The sequence below is a fragment of the Streptomyces sp. NPDC031225 genome (genome assembly GCF_055570355.1).
The window spans coordinates 57,866-74,768 of the sequence record NZ_JBVIHJ010000029.1 but is presented as its reverse complement, the minus strand read 5'-3'; the positions used below and the strand labels follow the sequence as shown (position 1 = coordinate 74,768).

At 69.5% G+C, this 16,903-nt stretch carries 17 protein-coding genes; 9 read left to right on the top strand and 8 right to left on the bottom strand.

Going from position 1 to position 16,903, the window contains the following annotated elements; translation table 11 throughout:
* Positions 1-42 precede the first annotated feature (42 nt).
* Entirely contained in the window at positions 43-267 is a 225-nt protein-coding gene (locus tag ACZ48Z_RS37425) for a DUF397 domain-containing protein (protein WP_468740365.1), read from the top strand.
* Here the strand turns inward: ACZ48Z_RS37425 and ACZ48Z_RS37420 are convergent.
* Positions 221-1,132 (bottom strand): helix-turn-helix domain-containing protein, encoded by a 912-nt coding sequence (locus tag ACZ48Z_RS37420; RefSeq protein ID WP_468740364.1) that lies wholly within the window; start codon positions 1,130-1,132, stop codon positions 221-223. The two genes, ACZ48Z_RS37425 and ACZ48Z_RS37420, sit on opposite strands and share 47 nt — an antisense overlap.
* Before the next feature lie 368 nt (positions 1,133-1,500).
* Between ACZ48Z_RS37420 and ACZ48Z_RS37415 the strand changes: the two genes are divergently transcribed.
* The 3 genes from ACZ48Z_RS37415 to ACZ48Z_RS37405 all read left to right on the top strand — a co-directional run bounded on the left by ACZ48Z_RS37415 (position 1,501) and on the right by ACZ48Z_RS37405 (position 4,466).
* Positions 1,501-2,856, top strand: a complete 1,356-nt coding sequence (locus ACZ48Z_RS37415) for an aminotransferase class III-fold pyridoxal phosphate-dependent enzyme (RefSeq protein WP_468740363.1) — start codon at positions 1,501-1,503, stop codon at positions 2,854-2,856.
* 92 nt (positions 2,857-2,948) lie between these two features.
* Positions 2,949-3,650, top strand: a complete 702-nt coding sequence (locus ACZ48Z_RS37410; RefSeq protein ID WP_468740362.1) for a GntR family transcriptional regulator — start codon at positions 2,949-2,951, stop codon at positions 3,648-3,650.
* 165 nt (positions 3,651-3,815) lie between these two features.
* A complete protein-coding gene (locus tag ACZ48Z_RS37405) occupies positions 3,816-4,466 on the top strand; it encodes a hypothetical protein (RefSeq protein ID WP_468740361.1) in 651 nt (216 codons plus the stop codon).
* Positions 4,467-4,488: 22 nt separating this feature from the next.
* Here the strand turns inward: ACZ48Z_RS37405 and ACZ48Z_RS37400 are convergent, their stop codons facing one another.
* Positions 4,489-4,782 (bottom strand): hypothetical protein, encoded by a 294-nt coding sequence (locus ACZ48Z_RS37400; protein WP_468740360.1) that lies wholly within the window; start codon positions 4,780-4,782, stop codon positions 4,489-4,491.
* A 646-nt stretch (positions 4,783-5,428) separates the two neighbouring features.
* Between ACZ48Z_RS37400 and ACZ48Z_RS37395 the strand changes: the two genes are divergently transcribed.
* The 4 genes from ACZ48Z_RS37395 (at position 5,429) to ACZ48Z_RS37380 (ending at position 7,171) form a co-directional block, all read left to right on the top strand.
* Positions 5,429-5,716, top strand: coding sequence for an SCO4225 family membrane protein (locus tag ACZ48Z_RS37395; RefSeq protein WP_468740359.1), 288 nt, complete (start codon positions 5,429-5,431; stop codon positions 5,714-5,716).
* Between the two features lie 174 nt (positions 5,717-5,890).
* Complete coding sequence (locus ACZ48Z_RS37390; RefSeq protein WP_468740358.1) at positions 5,891-6,253, top strand: hypothetical protein; 363 nt, start codon at positions 5,891-5,893, stop codon at positions 6,251-6,253.
* A gap of 19 nt (positions 6,254-6,272) precedes the next feature.
* Complete coding sequence (locus ACZ48Z_RS37385; protein ID WP_468740357.1) at positions 6,273-6,803, top strand: hypothetical protein; 531 nt, start codon at positions 6,273-6,275, stop codon at positions 6,801-6,803.
* Entirely contained in the window at positions 6,800-7,171 is a 372-nt protein-coding gene (locus ACZ48Z_RS37380; RefSeq protein ID WP_468740356.1) for a peptidase inhibitor family I36 protein, read from the top strand. The genes ACZ48Z_RS37385 and ACZ48Z_RS37380 overlap by 4 nt, the downstream gene beginning before the upstream one ends.
* 52 nt (positions 7,172-7,223) lie before the next feature.
* Here the strand turns inward: ACZ48Z_RS37380 and ACZ48Z_RS37375 are convergent, their stop codons facing one another.
* The 4 genes from ACZ48Z_RS37375 to ACZ48Z_RS37360 all read right to left on the bottom strand — a co-directional run bounded on the left by ACZ48Z_RS37375 (position 7,224) and on the right by ACZ48Z_RS37360 (position 13,366).
* Entirely contained in the window at positions 7,224-8,621 is a 1,398-nt protein-coding gene (locus ACZ48Z_RS37375) for a HupE/UreJ family protein (RefSeq protein ID WP_468740355.1), read from the bottom strand.
* Complete coding sequence (locus ACZ48Z_RS37370; RefSeq protein WP_468740354.1) at positions 8,618-9,880, bottom strand: DUF3500 domain-containing protein; 1,263 nt, start codon at positions 9,878-9,880, stop codon at positions 8,618-8,620. Before ACZ48Z_RS37370 ends, ACZ48Z_RS37375 begins: the two co-directional genes overlap by 4 nt.
* A 235-nt stretch (positions 9,881-10,115) precedes the next feature.
* Positions 10,116-11,933 (bottom strand): bifunctional metallophosphatase/5'-nucleotidase, encoded by a 1,818-nt coding sequence (locus ACZ48Z_RS37365; protein ID WP_468740353.1) that lies wholly within the window; start codon positions 11,931-11,933, stop codon positions 10,116-10,118.
* Positions 11,934-12,082: 149 nt separating this feature from the next.
* Entirely contained in the window at positions 12,083-13,366 is a 1,284-nt protein-coding gene (locus ACZ48Z_RS37360) for an adenylosuccinate synthase (RefSeq protein WP_468740352.1), read from the bottom strand.
* Between the two features lie 188 nt (positions 13,367-13,554).
* Between ACZ48Z_RS37360 and ACZ48Z_RS37355 the strand changes: the two genes are divergently transcribed.
* A complete protein-coding gene (locus ACZ48Z_RS37355) occupies positions 13,555-14,406 on the top strand; it encodes a diacylglycerol kinase catalytic domain-containing protein (protein ID WP_468740351.1) in 852 nt (283 codons plus the stop codon).
* Positions 14,407-14,603: 197 nt separating this feature from the next.
* Here the strand turns inward: ACZ48Z_RS37355 and eutC are convergent, their stop codons facing one another.
* Together eutC and ACZ48Z_RS37345 are read right to left on the bottom strand one after the other, a co-directional pair.
* On the bottom strand, positions 14,604-15,362 hold the full coding sequence (eutC, locus tag ACZ48Z_RS37350) for an ethanolamine ammonia-lyase subunit EutC (protein ID WP_468740420.1): 759 nt from the start codon (positions 15,360-15,362) through the stop codon (positions 14,604-14,606).
* A 62-nt stretch (positions 15,363-15,424) separates the two neighbouring features.
* Positions 15,425-16,819: an ethanolamine ammonia-lyase subunit EutB gene (locus ACZ48Z_RS37345; RefSeq protein WP_468740350.1), complete on the bottom strand. Its 1,395-nt coding sequence runs from the start codon at positions 16,817-16,819 to the stop codon at positions 15,425-15,427.
* Positions 16,820-16,903 lie beyond the last annotated feature (84 nt).

Below are 16,903 nucleotides of genomic sequence, written 5' to 3'. Positions count from 1 at the left end.
CCATTCGGGTATGGTTACTCGTTTTATCTCCCGGAGCCTTTAATGATCACATCTGCCGACTCCTCACTGAAGTGGCGCAAGAGCAGCAAGAGTGCGCAGGGGAATTGCGTAGAGGTAGCCTTTTCTGCATCCATCCTGGTGCGCGACTCAAAGGATCCGGACGGTTCCGTGCTGACGTTTTCCCCGAACTGCTGGAATTCTTTCCTGAGCCCTGAACCCCTCAGCCCGCTTCCTCCACATCGGGAGGATCGGACTCCGCGGAGCTGATCTGCGAAATCCGGTTGCGGGCGGAGTCGAGGATGGGCGGAGTGCTCTCCAGCCGGGCAAGTTGCTCTATATCGAAGAACGTCTCCAGAAAACGTGCGGGAGCGTCGTCCTCGGCCCAGTCGACTCCCTCCCGCACGATGGCCTCCTCGTTCGACCGCTCGATGTACAGGACGATGTCCTCCTCCGGGTCCTCGAACTCGAAGAGGACATAGGAGGTCCGGAAGTTGCGGTAGAGGCCCGCGCCGAACGGGAGGACCCGTAAGGAGATCTGCGGGTGGTCGGCCAGCTCCTTGAGACGCCTCACCTGACGGCGCATCACGGCGGGGCCGCCGACCATCCGGCTGACGGTGTTCTCGTCGAGGATGAAGTGCAGCTGTGGCCCGTCGGGGCGCAACAGCCGCTCCTGTCGTTCGAACCGGAGTTCAGCTCGCATGTCCACTTGCTCCGGCGTGCTCGTCAGCCGCAGGACCTCGTGCGCGTACTCCTCGGTCTGCAGCAGGCCCGGCACCAGTATCGGCTCGAAGGTGCGGATGATCGAGGCGGCGCCCTCGTACCCCAGGGAGAGCAGGAAGGCCGGGTCCGCGATGTCCCGGTACCGGTCCCACCAGGGGCGTTCCCGGGCCGCCCGGGCCATGGCGATCAGCCGGCCCACCTGGTCCTGGTCGGTCACGTTGTAGTGGGCTATCAGGGCCCGCAGATCCGTGATGGAAATGCCGTTCCGGCCGGACTCGATCCTGATCAGTTTCGAGAGCGACCACTCCATCTCGTTGGCCACGTCCCGCTGGGTGAATCCGGCCGACTCGCGCAGTCGGCGCAACTGGTCCCGCAGTTTGCGTCGCTGAAGCGCGGGGTCTGTGAGCGGCACCTGCGTCCCCCCGTCGTGTACGTCGCGGTGAAAGGCCTGCACCGGGGCGCCCTGCCAATGCGCATGCGGCGATTTCGCATGCGGCGATGCGGCAACAGGCCTGGTGCACAACGGCCACCTGGAACTGAGCATCGAGCAGAAGGCCCCATCGGACAAGCGGCCGGGCCAACACTATTGAGCTGGTGGGGAGTGTGGTGCCCATGCTCCGGGATTGCTCGTCGCGGTCGCGGTGAGCCGGAGCTCGTGCGACTCCGCCGCCGGAGGACCAGCCGAGGCCCGGCGGGATCGACAGAGTGTCGTATCCAGCCCCCGTCCACAGACAGGACGCCCATACCGCTTCCGTATCGCGGACATTTACGCTCGCTCGTATGACCCCTCAGCCACACCCCGAGGTCGGCGCCGCCGTGAAGGCCGCGGACCGTGCTCATGTGTTCCACTCCTGGTCCGCGCAGGAGCTCATCGACCCGCTCGCCGTCGCCGGTGCGGAGGGGTCGTACTTCTGGGACTACGACGGCAACCGCTATCTCGACTTCACCAGCGGGCTCGTCTACACGAACATCGGCTACCAGCACCCGAAGGTCGTCGCCGCGATCCAGGAGCAGGCGGCGACGATGACGACGTTCGCGCCCGCTTTCGCGATCGAGGCGCGGTCCGAGGCGGCCCGGCTGATCGCCGAGCGGACTCCCGGGGACCTGGACAAGATCTTCTTCACCAACGCCGGTGCCGACGCCGTCGAGCACGCCGTCAGGATGGCCCGGCTGCACACCGGGCGGCCCAAGGTGCTGTCCGCCTACCGGTCGTACCACGGTGGTACGCAGCAGGCGGTCAACCTCACCGGGGACCCCCGGCGCTGGGCCTCCGACAGCGCCTCCGCCGGGGTCGTGCACTTCTGGGCGCCCTTCCTGTACCGGTCCCGCTTCTACGCCGAGACCGAGGAGCAGGAGACCGCCCGGGCGCTGGAGCACCTGGAGACGACGATCGCCTTCGAGGGGCCCGCCACCGTCGCCGCGATCATCCTGGAGACCATCCCCGGAACCGCCGGGATCATGGTTCCGCCGCCCGGCTACCTCGCCGGGGTCCGCGAGATCTGCGACAAGTACGGGATCGTCTTCATCCTCGACGAGGTGATGGCCGGGTTCGGGCGGACCGGTGAGTGGTTCGCGGCCGACCTGTTCGGGGTCGTACCGGACCTCATGACCTTCGCCAAGGGCGTCAACAGCGGATATGTGCCGCTTGGTGGCGTCGCGATCTCGCAGGAGATCGCCGCCACCTTCGGGAAGCGGCCGTATCCCGGTGGGCTCACCTACTCCGGGCACCCCCTCGCCTGCGCCGCCGCCGTCGCGACGATCAACGTCATGGCGGAGGAGGGCGTCGTCGACAACGCCAAGCACCTCGGTACGGCCGTCCTGGAACCCGCGCTGCGGGAACTCGCCGAGCGGCACCCCAGCGTCGGCGAGGTGCGCGGCGTGGGCATGTTCTGGGCCCTTGAGCTGGTGAAGAACAAGGAGACCCGCGAGCCGCTCGTGCCCTACAACGCGGCGGGTGAGGCGAACGCCCCGATGGCCGCGTTCGGGGCCGCCGCGAAGAAGCAGGGCATCTGGCCGTTCGTCAACATGAACCGGACGCACGTCGTGCCCCCGTGCAACGTGAGCGAGTCCGAGCTGAAGGAGGGGCTGGCGGCGTTGGACACGGCGCTCTCCGTGGCGGACGAATACACGGAGTAAACTTTCCCGGCCTTCGAACGCGTAAGGTGGCGTGCTCGTAGACATATGTACGAGCACGCCATTTGCACTCGCGTGAGGGAGGCGCCCCGACGATGCCCGGCAGCACTGGCAGCGGTACCGTCACCCGCAGCACGCTGCGGCAGCAGATCGCGGACGCACTGCGCGACGAGGTGCTGGCCGGCCGGCTCCAGCCGGGCCAGGAGTTCACGGTGAAGGAGATCGCCGAGCAGTACGGCGTCTCCGCGACCCCGGTCCGCGAGGCACTCGTCGACCTGTCCGCGCAGGGGCTCCTGGAGGCCGACCAGCACCGCGGCTTCCATGTGCACGAGTACTCCCTCGCCGACTTCCGGGGCATGATCGAGGCCCGCAGCCTGGTCACGGACGGCATGTTCCAGGCGCTCGACGCCGGGCACCGGATCTTCCAGCAGCTCGACGAGCCCCGTACCGCCGCGGCCGTCGCGGGCGTACGGCGACGCGGCGAGGAGGCCCGGCGGGCCGCCGTGGCGGGCGAGCTGACCGTACTGATCGGCTACGACCTGCGCTTCTGGCGTGAGCTGAGCATCCTGTTCGGCAACACCTACCTCGCCGACTTCCTGCACCGGCTGCGGGTGCAGACCTGGGTGTGCACGGTCCAGCATCTGCGCCGGTTCACCGATCTGCGCGGCAGCCTGTGGTCCGGGCACACCGAGATCGCCGACGCCCTCCACGCGCGCGACACCGCCACCGCCCGCGAACTCCTCACCACCTACAACGGCCACTATCTGACCCTCATCGAGGGCTCCACCGCCGACTGAGCGCGTCCCGCACGGGTATGGGTCCTGCACCCGGTCCCTACGACTGCGATACGACTGCGATACGACTCCCCAACGACGGGCTCCCTCCCGGCGCCCCACCGATTACCCTGCCATGACCACCGTGTGATGACATCCGCGCACCGCGAGTATCCGAGGAGCTGTCTTTTGGCCTGTGACCTGTGGCTGGTGCCTCTCGTCGACGTGTTGTGCCACACCCCGGACAACCCGTTCGCCGAGGAACTCGCGCAATACAACAAGGTGCTCGCCGAGGCCGGGTTGCCGCCGGTGCCGGTGTACCAGTACATGCCGGGCCTGGCCGGCGAGGTCGCCCCGGTGGCCGGCTTCGACTACGACGCCCTGCACTTCCTGCGGCGCGCCTATCTGCTCCAGGTCTGCGGGCTCCCGGTCACCCCGGTCGACGAACTCGGCGGTGACTACGAGCAGTTGCTGGAGATGTTCGAGACGACGGCCCAGCAGTCCCATCTGGTCTGGCACTACGACCACGCGGGCGCGTACGTCCCCGTCGACTTCCCGCACCCGCTGGCCAACGACGAACTCCTCGCGGGGGGCGGCCCGTTGGGCTCCTCACAGACCCTGCTGCGGGAACTGGAGCTCGTGGCCCCGGTGATCGGTATCGATCCGGCCAATCCCCCGGCACCGCCGGAGCCGCCGCGCGCTCCCACGGAGCTGGAGGAACCGGCCGTGCCCGCGCCGTACGACCCCAGTCCCTTCGCCCGTGAACGCCATGTCTGGCTGGGGCTGCACGCGGCGGCGACGAGGAGCCTCGCCCAGGGCTCGATGATCATCTTCAGCTGAGGTCGGCTGAGGTCAACCGAGGTCAACGCCCCAGCTGGGAGAGCCCCTTCTGGACGTCCTCGTAGTTCATCACCGGGGTGTAGCTGATCTTCGCACCCAGGTTCATGAAGAACGGCTCGCTGAACACCGGCATCTGCGAGCTGTCCTGCATGTCGAAGAACAGGTACGCGGTGCGCTGGCCGTTCTCGGCGGTGAAGTAGGCCGCTTCGGGCTTGATCTGTTCCAGCGACGCCTCGATCAGCTTCGGCAGGGTGCCGTGGCTGATGGCCTCGTTCGCCTTCTCCGTGTCCATGACCACTTTGAGCAATACGCGCATCGCACTCACCTTCTCCGGATCGACACACGCCGATGCACGCTCCCAGGGTATTCCCATATGCACCATTTCTCCCTCGTTGGCCCCGGGGGGTGCCTCCATACCGTTCGCCAAGGCATCCGCCCTGAGCCACGACCTGCGCGTGCGGCCCGCCCCCGCCGACGCGGCGGACCGGCAAACCCGGACGCGGCCTTCGTGGGCGGGACGGGGTCTTCCCACCCACAGACGGACGGTGATCGATCCGGCCTGCGGTCTCGCCTGGCCGCTACCGCCCCCGCGCGTGCGAACACGTCAGTTCCACCTACGAGTTGGGCCGCCCCCCGGTCCGCTACGGCCGTGACAGGGACGGCGATCCCCTGCGAGGACCTGAGCCGCGGCCTGCGCGTGCGGCCCGCGCGGGCGGGTTCCTGTGTGGACCCCTCCCGCGCGTCGGACGGCGAGCGCGGTTCGGAGGGGCTGCCGACGGCGGGGAGGGTGTGCCGGGGTGCGCGGCACGGACGTTCACCCTGCGGGGCCGGGCACAGCGGGGGGCCTGGGTACCCGGTCCCGGAGGTTGAGTACCGCTACTCAGGCGGCGGCTCCCGTCACCCGGCATCGTGGGGACCACAAGCGGGGCCCGAAGCTCCGACACGCCTTCCTGGGGGTCCAGATGACCGGCTCGCGCTTCTTCCTCAACCCGCTCTCCCTCGGCTACCTGGCCGTCGTGGCCGCTGTCATCGGCTGGGTCGGTGTGGACGCACTGTTCGTCGAGCACGCCGACGCGAGCCTCGCCGGTGTCTGGGCGTTCCTGGTCACGGCCCCGGCCTCGCTGCTGTTCGTGATGCTGCCCGGTGCTCTGGCCTGGGCCGGGATCGCCGCCGGCGCCGTGGTGAACGCGGCGGTGCTCGGGGCGGCGTACCGGAGCATCAGCGGCCGTCGACCGCACCCCACGGCCTGAAGCCCCACGGCTCGAAGCGCCGCACCCCGGTGTCCACCCGGCAGCCAACTGCCCTGTGGACGCCGGGGTTTCGTGCGCCATCGGCACCGGCGCTCTCACCGACACCGGGCACGATGATCCACTGAACGGGTGAATGTCCGCATACGCCCACAATCGGCTGGGCATGCAGCGCGCATGCGCCCTGCCTTGATCATCCCGGTCCTCCTCGCTGCCCTCATGCCCCTCGCCGCCCCGCCCGCACACGCGGCCGCCGTACCGCCGGGGCATGTCTACTTCTGGGCCGAGCCGGGGCAGATGGGACCGGGCGGCGCCTGGGACTACGCGCCACCCGGATACAAGGAGGCGGAGCCCCGGGTGAAGCGGCACGCGTACTCCTTCGACTCGCACGCACCCGGCACGGTGTACGCGATCAGCTTCCAGGGCGGCGGCGCCTGTCTGTACCGGGCGATCCGGCCGGACGACTACTCCGACAACTGGGCCTGGGCCACGAAGTTCGACGGGGTCAGTGACACCACGATGGGCTGCGAGGCCGGCTGACCCGCCCACCGATCCGCCCATGCGTCCTCGTACGACGACGGCTCTGGCCGTCCTCCTCGCTCTGCTCACCGCCTGCACGGCCCGCCCGGCGCCCAGCGCCGACGACGTCGTCAAGGCGGCCACCCGCAAACTCACCGACGACTGCCTGACCCGTCGGGGTCTCACCGCGACGTCGGATCAACAGCACGTGTCCGAGGCCCTGTTCGGCGCCGGTGAGGCGGAGCTGTCGCTCCGGCTGCCCACCGGCTACACGGTCCGCGCCCACACCGACGGCTGTCTCGCGGCAGCCCAGCAGAAGCTCTACGGCGACCAGGCCCGCTGGTTCCGTACGTCCGTCGTCGTCAACAACCTGGAACCCGAGGCCGCGAGGACCGGCCGTCCGCTCGCCGAGGTCCGCGCCGCGCACCGCGCGGAGATCGCGGAGTGGCGACGGCTGCGCGCCCATGCCCTCACCACAGCGACCGCCCTGCTGAAGGGCGGCGGCACCACCCATCCGGGCACAACCCACCCGGGCAGCCACCCGGGCACCCACCCGAAAGGAAACCAGTGAAGCGCTTCATCGCCGTCCTGTCCGCCGGACTGCTCGCCACCGGAGTCGTCCTCGCCACCTCGGTCTCGGCCCAGGCGGCGGCCTGCGGCAGCGGGAACTTCTGCGCGTGGACGGACGCCAACTTCCAGGGCCAGAAGATCGAGTGGACCGGCGACGACGGCTGGTGGGAGGGGAACATGGCCGACCAGGACTCCTCGTGGGCGAACCACGGCATCTCCGGCCCCGGCATCAAGGACCACGTCAAGGTGTACGCCTCCGCCCAGCAGCTCGGCCCCATGACCATCTGTCTGGCCCCCGGCCAGGAGGTCGGCTACAACGGCGTCGCCAACGACCGGGGTGACTCCCACATCTGGGCGAACAGCTGCTGAGCACCGGTGAACGGAGCGGGTCCCCGGCCGGACGGCCGGGGACCCGTCGTGCTCACGGCGTGCCCGCGAGCTTCGACGCGGGGGCTTCTGGGTGTGCCGGTATGCCGTCCGGCACGGCGGGCCGTGTGCGCCTGCGGACGACCCGCGTCCAGGCGGTCGCGGCCAGCGCGGCCACGGCGAGCGCAGTCAGCGCGGCCGGCAGCACCGCCGTATGGGATCCGGCGCTGTCGGCGACCCGGGCAACCGGGTTGGGCAGGCCAAGGCGGTCGGCGAGCCAGCCGAGGGCCGCCGTGCCGGTGAGCACCGCGCCGGTCAGCCGCAGCACCGGCTGGACCCGCAGCCGGGCGAGGACGAGCAGCGACGGCAGGGCGAGGCAGACCAGCAGCAGCTGGACGAGTTCGATGCCGAGGTTGAAGCCGAGGAGGCTGGTCACCAACTGGCCTGTGGTCAGCTGCATTTCGGCGAGCACGAAGGAGAACGCCATGCCGTGGCCGAGCCCGAAGACCCCGGCCACCAGCGCCTCCCTGCCCGGGAAGAGGGGTCGGACGGCATGGATCGCGCCGACCAGGATGCTGGCCGCGATGAACGCCTCGACCGGCCGGCCGGGGATGTCCAGGCGGCCGAGCGCGGTGGCGGCCAGCGCCATGGAGTGACCGGCGGTGAAGGCGAGCGTGATGCCGCCGATGCGGGTCAGGGCGCTTCTGGCGCCGACCAGTCCGTCCCAGCGCCCGGCTCTGGCCGCGAGCGGGGCGGGCAGCAGCAGGATGAGCAGGAACAGCAGATGGTCGGTGCCGGTGAGGATGTGGTCGCCGCCGAGTTCGAGCATGGCGACGAAGCCCCGCCAGGCGCTGCCCGCGCCGAGATCGACCTTGAGCGCCGGGACCTTCATGGTCCGGGTGTCGACGCGGATCGTCCCGACCTGGGTGGTGCCCTCGCCGTCGACCTGCCCCGCCGCCCAGTCCTGTCGGACCGTCACCAGCACGGTGTGCGTGATGACTTGGTGGACGACGGCGTCGTAGCCGAAGGTGAAGTGACGTACGTCGGCACCGGCCGGCGGGGTGAGTTCGGCGCGGGCGGCCAGCTCGCGGTAGGTGCCGGTGCCGGTCTGGACGGCTTGGCTCAGGCTGAGGCGGCCGATGCTGACCTGCCAGGTCCGGCCGTCGGTGGCGGTGGGGTGGATGTGCGCCACCAGGTAGGCGCGGACGGCGCCGGTGCGGGCGGTCAGCGTCTTCTCGGACACGTCGATCCCGCTGGCCCGCGCGAACTCGTCGACGGGGATCTCCAGGCGGGCGGAGACCGAGTGCTCGTACACGTCGAGCCGGACCACGGAGTGCGGCATCGGATGCGCGGCGGCCGGCGACGCCCCGAGGAGGAGCGCCGCCGGTACCGCGATCGCGATCCCGGCAACCCAGCGCAGCGCTGTGGTCAGCCAGTTTCGCGGTCCGGTCATGAGAAGGAGAACTCGCTGCCGTAGTCGCGGGTGTGGTCGCGGTACACGGTGTGGTAGTGGATCTGGTCCCGGTAGACCACGCCGTCCTGGCAGACGAACTCGATCCAGACGCTGGGGCCGTCGATCCGGACGTAGTCGCCCTGGGTGTCCAGACCGGTGCCGCCGGAGTAGCTGAGGTAGGTCTGGTTCAGCTCGTGCTCGTACGTCTTCATGAGCTTCTTCGCCGTGGCGTCGTCCACGTTGGCGACCCAGGGGTGGATGGCCTCCAGGACCAGCTTCTTCTGCTTCGCCGACAGCGTGCTGACCTTGATGCCCTCCTTGGTCGCCGGGAACTGGCCGTCCTTGCCCGGGCCGAGCAGTACGTCACCGAAGGACTCGGACAGCTTGGCGGTGGCCAGCTGCTCGGTCGTCAGGCTGCCGGTGACCTTGAGCAGGCCGTCGCGGAACCTCGCCATCGGGGAGTACGTGGTGCCGTCGTCGTCGGTCCAGGTGGTGGGCTCGACGCCGCTGAAGAACGGGCTGGCGCCGGCGACCTTGCCGTCCTTGTAGGTGATGTTCACGGCGAGGTGGTGGCCGCCGAAGTGCAGCTGCCAGGTTCCGGTCGCCGAGGGGGTGCCGAGGAACGCCAGGAAGTAGACGCCGCTGCCGTATCCGCCACCGCCGCCACCGCCTCCGGGGCCGCCCGAGGGCGGGGTGCCGGTCGGGACGTCGGTCGGAACGTCCGTGGCTGTGGAAGTGGCCGTGGAGGTGGCCGTCGGGTCCGCCGAGGGGGCGTCCGTCGGGGCGGCGGACGAGGAGCTGGTGCTCTGCGCGGAGGCGAGCACGTCGTCGGCCGCGAGGGTCTGCATGACGTGCTCGTAGCCGGTGTCCTTGCCGGACCCCAGGGCCACCTTCAGCACGTTCTGCAGGGCGGTGAGCTGGTCGTCGGTCAGCGAGCCGGTCTGGATGCCGGGACGGCAGCTGCCGCCGCACGGCAGGTTCGACCAGGCGGTCGCGTTGGCCTGGCTGAAGTCCAGGACCGTGTCCGCCTGCTGGTCGGAGTCCAGCGTGTTGAGGAACGCGTTGGCGGCGCTGACCACGGCGGCGGTACCGGTGGCCTTCTTGTCCACCGCGAAGTGGGCCGCAGCCTTCGAGTTGCCGGGGGTCGCGGCGTTCGCCGCCACGAATCCACCACCGACGAGGACGACACCGGCGGCGACTCCGGCCACGGCCCGCCATGTGCGCCGCTTGCGCGCCTGACTGGTTCTTTCCCTGCTCACGAACACTCCCTGGGGACGAGGTTGGGTGGGACGCGCGCGCTGAACGAGAGAACTACCAGCAAAATTGTTGACAGTTCAATGCGCGCGCGTCCGGGCCACGTCCCCTTTGGGAGATGTGCGACGCATATCGAAGAAATAAGCATGGCCTGCTGACAGGTTGCGCTTATCGCGCCTTCAGTCGGCGAAACTTCAACGACTGCGACTACGACTACGACTGCTTCGGCGGCCTACGGCCTCAGGAGAACACCGCCGTACCGCCCTGCGTCAGCTTCCAGTTGGTGACCGCGAAGTCCTTCGGGTCCAGGGCGCCCTTCGACGTCACGTAGTCGATCATCAGCTGGCGGATCTCGTTGGTGGAGCTGTAGGCGATGTCGGCGGCCGCGATGTGCGGGTAGCCGGAGCCGCCGTTGGCCCGGTAGTTGTTGACGGCGACGACGAAGACCTGGTCGTCGGCGACAGGAGTGCCGTTGTAGGACAGGTTCTTGATCCGCGAACCCTCCGCCTGCGCGATGTCGATGTCGTACGAGACGCCCGCGGCGGTGTCGTACATGTAGTCCCAGAAGCTGTTGGCGTTGGTCAGCGTCGAGGTGTCCACGGCGGTGCCGGCCGGCACCTGGTGGTAGTACTTCGCCCCGTACTCCAGGTAGTCCTTGAGCTGGGCGCCGGTGAGCTTCTTGCCGTACAGGGTGTTGTCGTAGATGTAGAGCCCGGCGATGTCCTTGATGGTGACGCTGCCCGCGGGGATGTCGGCGGTGCGGGAGAAGGGCGCGGCGACCGAGATGAGCGGGAGGGCGGCGTCGGCGGTGGAGAGTCCCGCCTTGACGGTGTCCATCTGGACCTGGTGGATGAAGTCCATGATCGGGACGTCCTTCCAGCAGGACTCCGCCGCCGAGAGGTCCTCGGTACAGGTGCCGACGGCCGTGTTGACGTACTTCACGACCAGTTCGTGGTCGGCCTCCAGGAGCTTCTTGATCTCCGGGTCCTCGTCGACCGTGTTGGGGTTCAGGGTCTGCGCGGTCTTCTTGGTCACCTTCCACTGACCGCGCACGAGCTCCAGCTCGAAGTCGAAGACGCTGAGCCGGTAGCCCCAGCAGTACGGCTCGGACAGGAGCACGTCCTCGCCGGTCTCGTCGTTCTTCACGGTGTACGACGGCACCTCGACGTGGGTGTGTCCGACGAGGATCGCGTCGATGCCGGGGACCTGCTGGGCGACGAGGTTCGAGGCGTTCTCGACGTACGGAAGCTCGTCGCCGTAGGACGAGGAACCGTCGAGGCCCGAGTGGTCGGTGAGGAAGACGACGTCACAGCCGAGCGCGCGCAGCCGGGGCACGTACTTCTTCGCCTGCTCGACCAGGCCGGGGAAGACCATCTTGCCGCTGACGTTGTCCTTGTCCCACAGCGCGATACCGGGGTTGGTGAGGCCGAGGATGCCGACCTTGATGTCGGGGGCGCCGGGGACGCAGATCCGCTTGACGGTGTACGGCTGGAAGGCGGGCTTCAGCGTCTTCGCGTCCAGCGCGTTGGCGCCGAGCAGCGGGAAGTGGCACTGGCTCTCGAACTTGCGGAGCACCTCGATGCCGTAGTTGAACTCGTGGTTGCCGAGGGCGGCGGCGTCGTAGCGCATGTGGTTCATGGCGACGGCCATCGGGTGCTTCGGGGCGCCCTTGTCGGTGATGGGCTGCACGCGCGCGAAGTAGTACGCCAGGGAGGTGCCCTGGATGATGTCGCCGGCGTCGACGAGCAGCACGTGCTCCTCGCCCTTGGCCGCGCGCTGCTGCTTGATGAGCGTGGCGACCCGGGCGACGCCGACGGAGTTGCCGGTCTTGTCGCTGTAGGCCTTGTCGAGGTAGTAGTCCCAGTCGAAGACGTGGCTGTGCAGGTCCGTGGTGCCGAGGACGGAGAACGTCCAGGTGCGGTTCTTCTTCTCCGGCTTGTGGTGCTGCTCGGCGGCCTCGGCGGGCCCCGCCGCGACGCTGCCCGCGGCGGCGACGGCCGCCCCGGTGACGGCCGACTTCTTCACGAACGCGCGGCGGTTCATGGGACTGACGGGCATGGCAGGGCTCCTGGGGGTGGCGAGGGAGGAGAGAGGGAACTACCCGCGTAGATAGTCGCGTCCCGCCGGTTGCGCGCGAAACCAGGAGCAAGCCATGGGCCGGTCAAGGATGTCCATGACCGGCCCAACAGCTGACGAACAAAAGGGATTTACAGGAACGAGTTGACCTGGATCGTCTCGTCCCGGCCCGGGCCCACGCCGATCGCGGAGATCGGGGCGCCGGACATCTCCTCCAGTGCCTTGACGTAGTCCTGGGCGTTCTTCGGGAGGTCGGCGAAGGTCTTGGCCTTCGTGATGTCCTCGCTCCAGCCGGGGAGGTTCTCGTAGACCGGCTTCGCGTGGTGGAAGTCGGTCTGGGAGTACGGGAGCTCCTCGACGCGCTTGCCGTCGATCTCGTACGCCACGCAGACCGGGATCTGCTCCCAGCCGGTGAGGACGTCGAGCTTGGTGAGGAAGAAGTCGGTGAGGCCGTTGACGCGGGTCGCGTAACGGGCGATCACCGCGTCGAACCAGCCGCAGCGACGGTCACGGCCGGTGGTGACACCCCGCTCACCGCCGATGCGGCGCAGCGCGTCGCCGTCCGCGTCGAAGAGTTCCGTGGGGAAGGGGCCGGAGCCCACACGGGTCGTGTAGGCCTTGAGGATGCCGATGACCCGGCTGATCTTCGTCGGACCGACACCGGCGCCGGTGCAGGCACCGCCCGCGGTCGGGTTCGACGAGGTGACGAAGGGATACGTGCCGTGGTCGATGTCCAGGAGCGTGCCCTGGCCGCCCTCGAACAGGACGACCTTGTCCTGCTCCAGGGCCTGGTTGAGCACCAGGACCGTGTCGGCGACGTAGGGCTTCAGCCGGTCGGCGTAGCCCAGCAGCTCCTCGACGACCTGCTCCACCTCGATGGCCCGGCGGTTGAAGACCTTGGTGAGGAGCTGGTTCTTGCCGTCGAGGGCCGCCTCGACCTTCTGGGTCAGGATCGACTCGTCGTACAGGTCCTGGATGCGGATGCCGACGCGGTTGATCTTGTCCGCGTAGGTAGGACCGATGCCACGCCCCGTCGTGCCGATCTTCCGCTTTCCGAGGAAGCGTTCCGTCACCTTGTCCACGGTGACGTTGTACGGCGTGATGATGTGGGCGTTACCGCTGATCAGGAGCTTGGAGGTGTCGACGCCGCGGTCGTTCAGTCCGTTCAGCTCGGAGAACAGGACCGATGGATCGATGACGACACCGTTGCCGATGACCGGGGTACACCCCGGAGACAGGATTCCGGAAGGGAGCAGGTGGAGGGCGTACTTCTGATCGCCCACGACTACCGTGTGGCCGGCGTTGTTGCCGCCCTGGTAGCGCACCACATAGTCGACCGACCCACCTAGCAGGTCCGTCGCCTTTCCCTTGCCTTCGTCACCCCACTGAGCACCGAGCAGCACAAGTGCGGGCACGCGCGTACACCCCTTCCGGGCGGGGCATGTCCAAGGTCAGGGATGTACGCGTACGGTTCACCGTCGCGTGCACCAACGGCCGTCGTCGGCCGCTGTCCGTCGGACCCGGATGCCCCGGAATAGACGAAGCCCCTGGCGCAATAGCGCAAGGGGCTCTTGCACAAAGATGCTACCCGAGGAAGCGAGGCATGGCCGAGGTGGCGACTTCCGCGACTTCCGATCAGCTGCTCGTAGTGATCGATCCGGTCGCCCGGCAGACCGACGGCGAGTCCGTACGGATCGTGAAAGACGTGCTCAGCGCGGGTGCGGCGACAAAGGTGTGCCTGCCGGAGGGGCCCGAGGAATTCGCCCGGGCACTGGCCCGGCGCGGCTCCCGGCGGCCGGTGGTGGTCGGTGACGACCGCGCGCTGATGCGGGCGGTGGTACTGCTGCACCGGCAGCGGGAACTGGCGCAATGTGTGTTGTCGATGGTGCCGGTGGGCCCGATGCTGGGCGTCGCCCGCGCACTGGGGCTGCCGACGGGGGCGGTGGCGGCCTCGCGGGCGGTGCTGGACGGCGCCGAGCGGCGGCTTGACCTGCTGGTCGACGACAGCGACGGGGTGGTGCTTGGCACGCTGCGCATCCCGCCCCTGTGGATCCCGGAGCCCGCCGGGGCGACGGAGGCCGGACGGCCCTGGCTGCGGACCTACCAGTCGCTGGTACGGACCCTGGTGCCGGCCCGGCCCGCCCGGGAGCCGTTCGTGCCGGCTCCCGGCCCCGCCCATCTGCGGGTGGAGGTCGACGGCGTCATGTTGGTGGACCTGGACCAGCCGCTGGAAGCGGTGTCGGTCACCCCGGGCTCCGGCAACGGCCTGGCCTCGGTCGAGGTGCGGCCGCTGTCGGTGGGCGCGGAGGCGTCCCCGCTGCTTGCCTCCGGCAGGACGGTGACGGTCACGGGGGCGGACTTCCGCTACCGGGCGGACACCGGGGTGGCGGGACCGGTACGGAGACGGACCTGGGTGGTACGGGAGGGGGCACTGCGACTCACGGTCCCGCGGTGAGCTCCGCGGGACGGGATGGACCGGGACGGACCGGGACGGGTGAGGGCGGTCGCGGTGAGCTCCGCGGGGCGGTCACGGCGGTCGCGGTGAGCTCCGCGGGGCGGTCACGGCGGTCGCGGTGAGCTTCGCGGGGCGCGTCAGAGCAGAGGCGGTGAGCCCTCCGGGACGGCTGCTCAGGGTGGCCGCCCCAGGGCTGCTCAGGGCAGGCGCTCGACCGCCTCACCGTGATCGCTGTTGTCCTTGAGTTCCACGCCGGTGCGTCCCAGCTCCCGTGCCCGCCCCATGAGCCCCGCCAGCTTCGCCGCCGCGCCCTCGTACGACAGTCCCAGCGGCGGCCTGATGTTGGACAGGCAGTTACGGTCGGCGTCGGTCGTCACCCCCGGCTTCGGCGCGTACGTCAGATACGCGCCCAGGGAGTCCGCCGCCGACATGCCGGGGCGTTCGCCGATCAGCACCACCACCATCGCCGCGCCCATCGCCGCCGCCACGTCGTCGCCGAGGGCCACGCGGGCCTGTTCGGCGAGGACGACCGGGGCGACGCGCCAGTCCCCGAGGCGGGCCGTCGTCCCGCGCACCACCGCCGCCGCGTGCTCGTGCACCGCCCGGCTGGAGAGCCCGTCGGCGACGACGAAGAGCACGTCCCACTCCCCCACCGGGAGGTGCGCACGGTCCGTCGGATCGAGGCGGCGGCCCAGGTCGGGCCGCTGGAGGTAGGTGAGCCGGTCGGCCGCCGCGCTGCGGACCCGTACCGTCGGCGTACCCGCCAGCCCCGCCGCGATGACGTCCGGCTCGAACGGCGAGTGCACCGCGTCCCGGGCCGCCGCGTGGGCGGCCTGGAGTTCGAGGCGGTGCCGGGTGGGAAGCGCGGAGCCGGCCCGGCCGAGACCGATCCTGGCCTGCGTGCGCAGCCGTAGCTCGGCCCACAACTCACCTGCCTGTACGGCCACTTCGGTCATGCCACCGACTCCCTCCGCCTGTACGGCCGTATCCGTCATGTCTGCCTGCACGGTCATCTCGCTCACGCCGCCGACTCCCGTCCGGCGATCGCCGTCAACGGGTGGATCTCTCCGGAGACCTCGCGGATGCCGCCCCGCTCGTCCAGCAGCCCGATCGAGGCGAGCCAGTTCTCGAACTCCGGTGCCGGGCGCAGGCCCAGGACCTCACGGAGGTACAGGGCGTCGTGGTAAGAGGCCGACTGGTAGTTGAGCATGATGTCGTCGCCGCCCGGCGTGCAGATCACGAAGGACGCGCCGGCCACGCCGAGCATGGTCAGCATGGTCGCCACGTCGTCGTCATCGGCGTCCGCGTGGTTCGTGTAGCAGATGTCCAGGCCCATCGGCAGCCCGAGCAGCTTGCCGCAGAAGTGGTCCTCCAGGGCGGCGCGCAGGATCTGCCGGCCGTCGTAGAGGTACTCCGGCCCGATGAAGCCGACCACGGTGTTGACGAGCAGCGGGTCGTAGCGGCGGGCCACCGCGTACGCCCGTGCCTCCACCGTCTGCTGGTCGACCCCGTGGTGCGCGTCCGCCGAAAGGGCGCTGCCCTGCCCGGTCTCGAAGTACATGACGTTGGTGCCGACGGTCCCCCGCTCCAGCTTCAGCGCCGCCTCGTACGCCTCGTCGAGCAGACCCAGCGTCACCCCGAAGGAGGCGTTGGCCGCCTGGGTGCCCGCGATCGACTGGAAGACCAGGTCGACGGGGGCGCCGCGTTCCATCAGGTCCACGCTCGTCGTGACATGGCACAGCACGCAGGACTGGGTCGGGATCTCGTACCGCCCGATCACCCCGTCGAGGAGTTCCAGCAGGTCCCGTACGGCCCTGGGGCTGTCGGTGGCCGGGTTGATGCCGATGACGGCGTCGCCTGAGCCGAGGAGCAGGCCGTCCAGCAGGGCCGCCGCCACGCCCGCGGGGTCGTCGGTGGGGTGGTTGGGCTGGAGCCGGGTCGCCAGCCGCCCCGGCAGTCCGATCGTCGAGCGGAACGCGGTGACCACGCTGACCTTGCGGGCCACGGCGACCAGATCCGCGTTGCCCATCAGCTTGGAGACCGCCGCGACCATCTCGGGCGTGAGCCCGGGTGACACGGCGGCCAGCGTTTCCGCGGACGCCGCCTGGGACAGCAGCCACTCACGGAACCCGCCGACCGTCATCGAGGCCACCGGCGCGAACGCCGCCGCGTCGTGCGTGTCGAGGATCAGCCGGGTCACGTCGTCGGCCTCGTACGGGATCAGCGGCTCGGCGAGGAAGTCCGCGAGCGGTACCTCGGCGAGCGCCCAGCGCGCGGCGACCCGCTCCTGTTCGGACGCGGCGGCGAGTCCGGCCAGGCGGTCACCGGAGCGTTCGGGGCTCGCGGCGGCGAGCAGACGGGCGAGGCTCTCGAAGCGGTGGTGTCGGCCACCGAGCACGGACGAATAGCTCATGCGGCGACGCTACGAGCCACGTGTTGCCGCCAGATTTCTAAAGGTCTGGTTGACAAACTTTTAACGCCCCGAGACCCTTGCTCG

Bases quoted from the DNA above. Each gene is read 5' to 3' on its own strand.
- ACZ48Z_RS37345 (WP_468740350.1), bottom strand. From the start codon at position 16,819: ATGAGCTATTCGTCCGTGCTCGGTGGCCGACACCACCGCTTCGAGAGC.
- ACZ48Z_RS37400 (WP_468740360.1), bottom strand. From the start codon at position 4,782: ATGCGCGTATTGCTCAAAGTGGTCATGGACACGGAGAAGGCGAACGAG.
- ACZ48Z_RS37415 (WP_468740363.1), top strand. From the start codon at position 1,501: ATGACCCCTCAGCCACACCCCGAGGTCGGCGCCGCCGTGAAGGCCGCG.
- ACZ48Z_RS37385 (WP_468740357.1), top strand. From the start codon at position 6,273: ATGCGTCCTCGTACGACGACGGCTCTGGCCGTCCTCCTCGCTCTGCTC.
- eutC (WP_468740420.1), bottom strand. From the start codon at position 15,362: ATGACCGAAGTGGCCGTACAGGCAGGTGAGTTGTGGGCCGAGCTACGG.
- ACZ48Z_RS37355 (WP_468740351.1), top strand. From the start codon at position 13,555: ATGGCCGAGGTGGCGACTTCCGCGACTTCCGATCAGCTGCTCGTAGTG.
- ACZ48Z_RS37390 (WP_468740358.1), top strand. From the start codon at position 5,891: ATGCGCCCTGCCTTGATCATCCCGGTCCTCCTCGCTGCCCTCATGCCC.
- ACZ48Z_RS37375 (WP_468740355.1), bottom strand. From the start codon at position 8,621: ATGACCGGACCGCGAAACTGGCTGACCACAGCGCTGCGCTGGGTTGCC.
- ACZ48Z_RS37410 (WP_468740362.1), top strand. From the start codon at position 2,949: ATGCCCGGCAGCACTGGCAGCGGTACCGTCACCCGCAGCACGCTGCGG.
- ACZ48Z_RS37425 (WP_468740365.1), top strand. From the start codon at position 43: ATGATCACATCTGCCGACTCCTCACTGAAGTGGCGCAAGAGCAGCAAG.
- ACZ48Z_RS37365 (WP_468740353.1), bottom strand. From the start codon at position 11,933: ATGCCCGTCAGTCCCATGAACCGCCGCGCGTTCGTGAAGAAGTCGGCC.
- ACZ48Z_RS37395 (WP_468740359.1), top strand. From the start codon at position 5,429: ATGACCGGCTCGCGCTTCTTCCTCAACCCGCTCTCCCTCGGCTACCTG.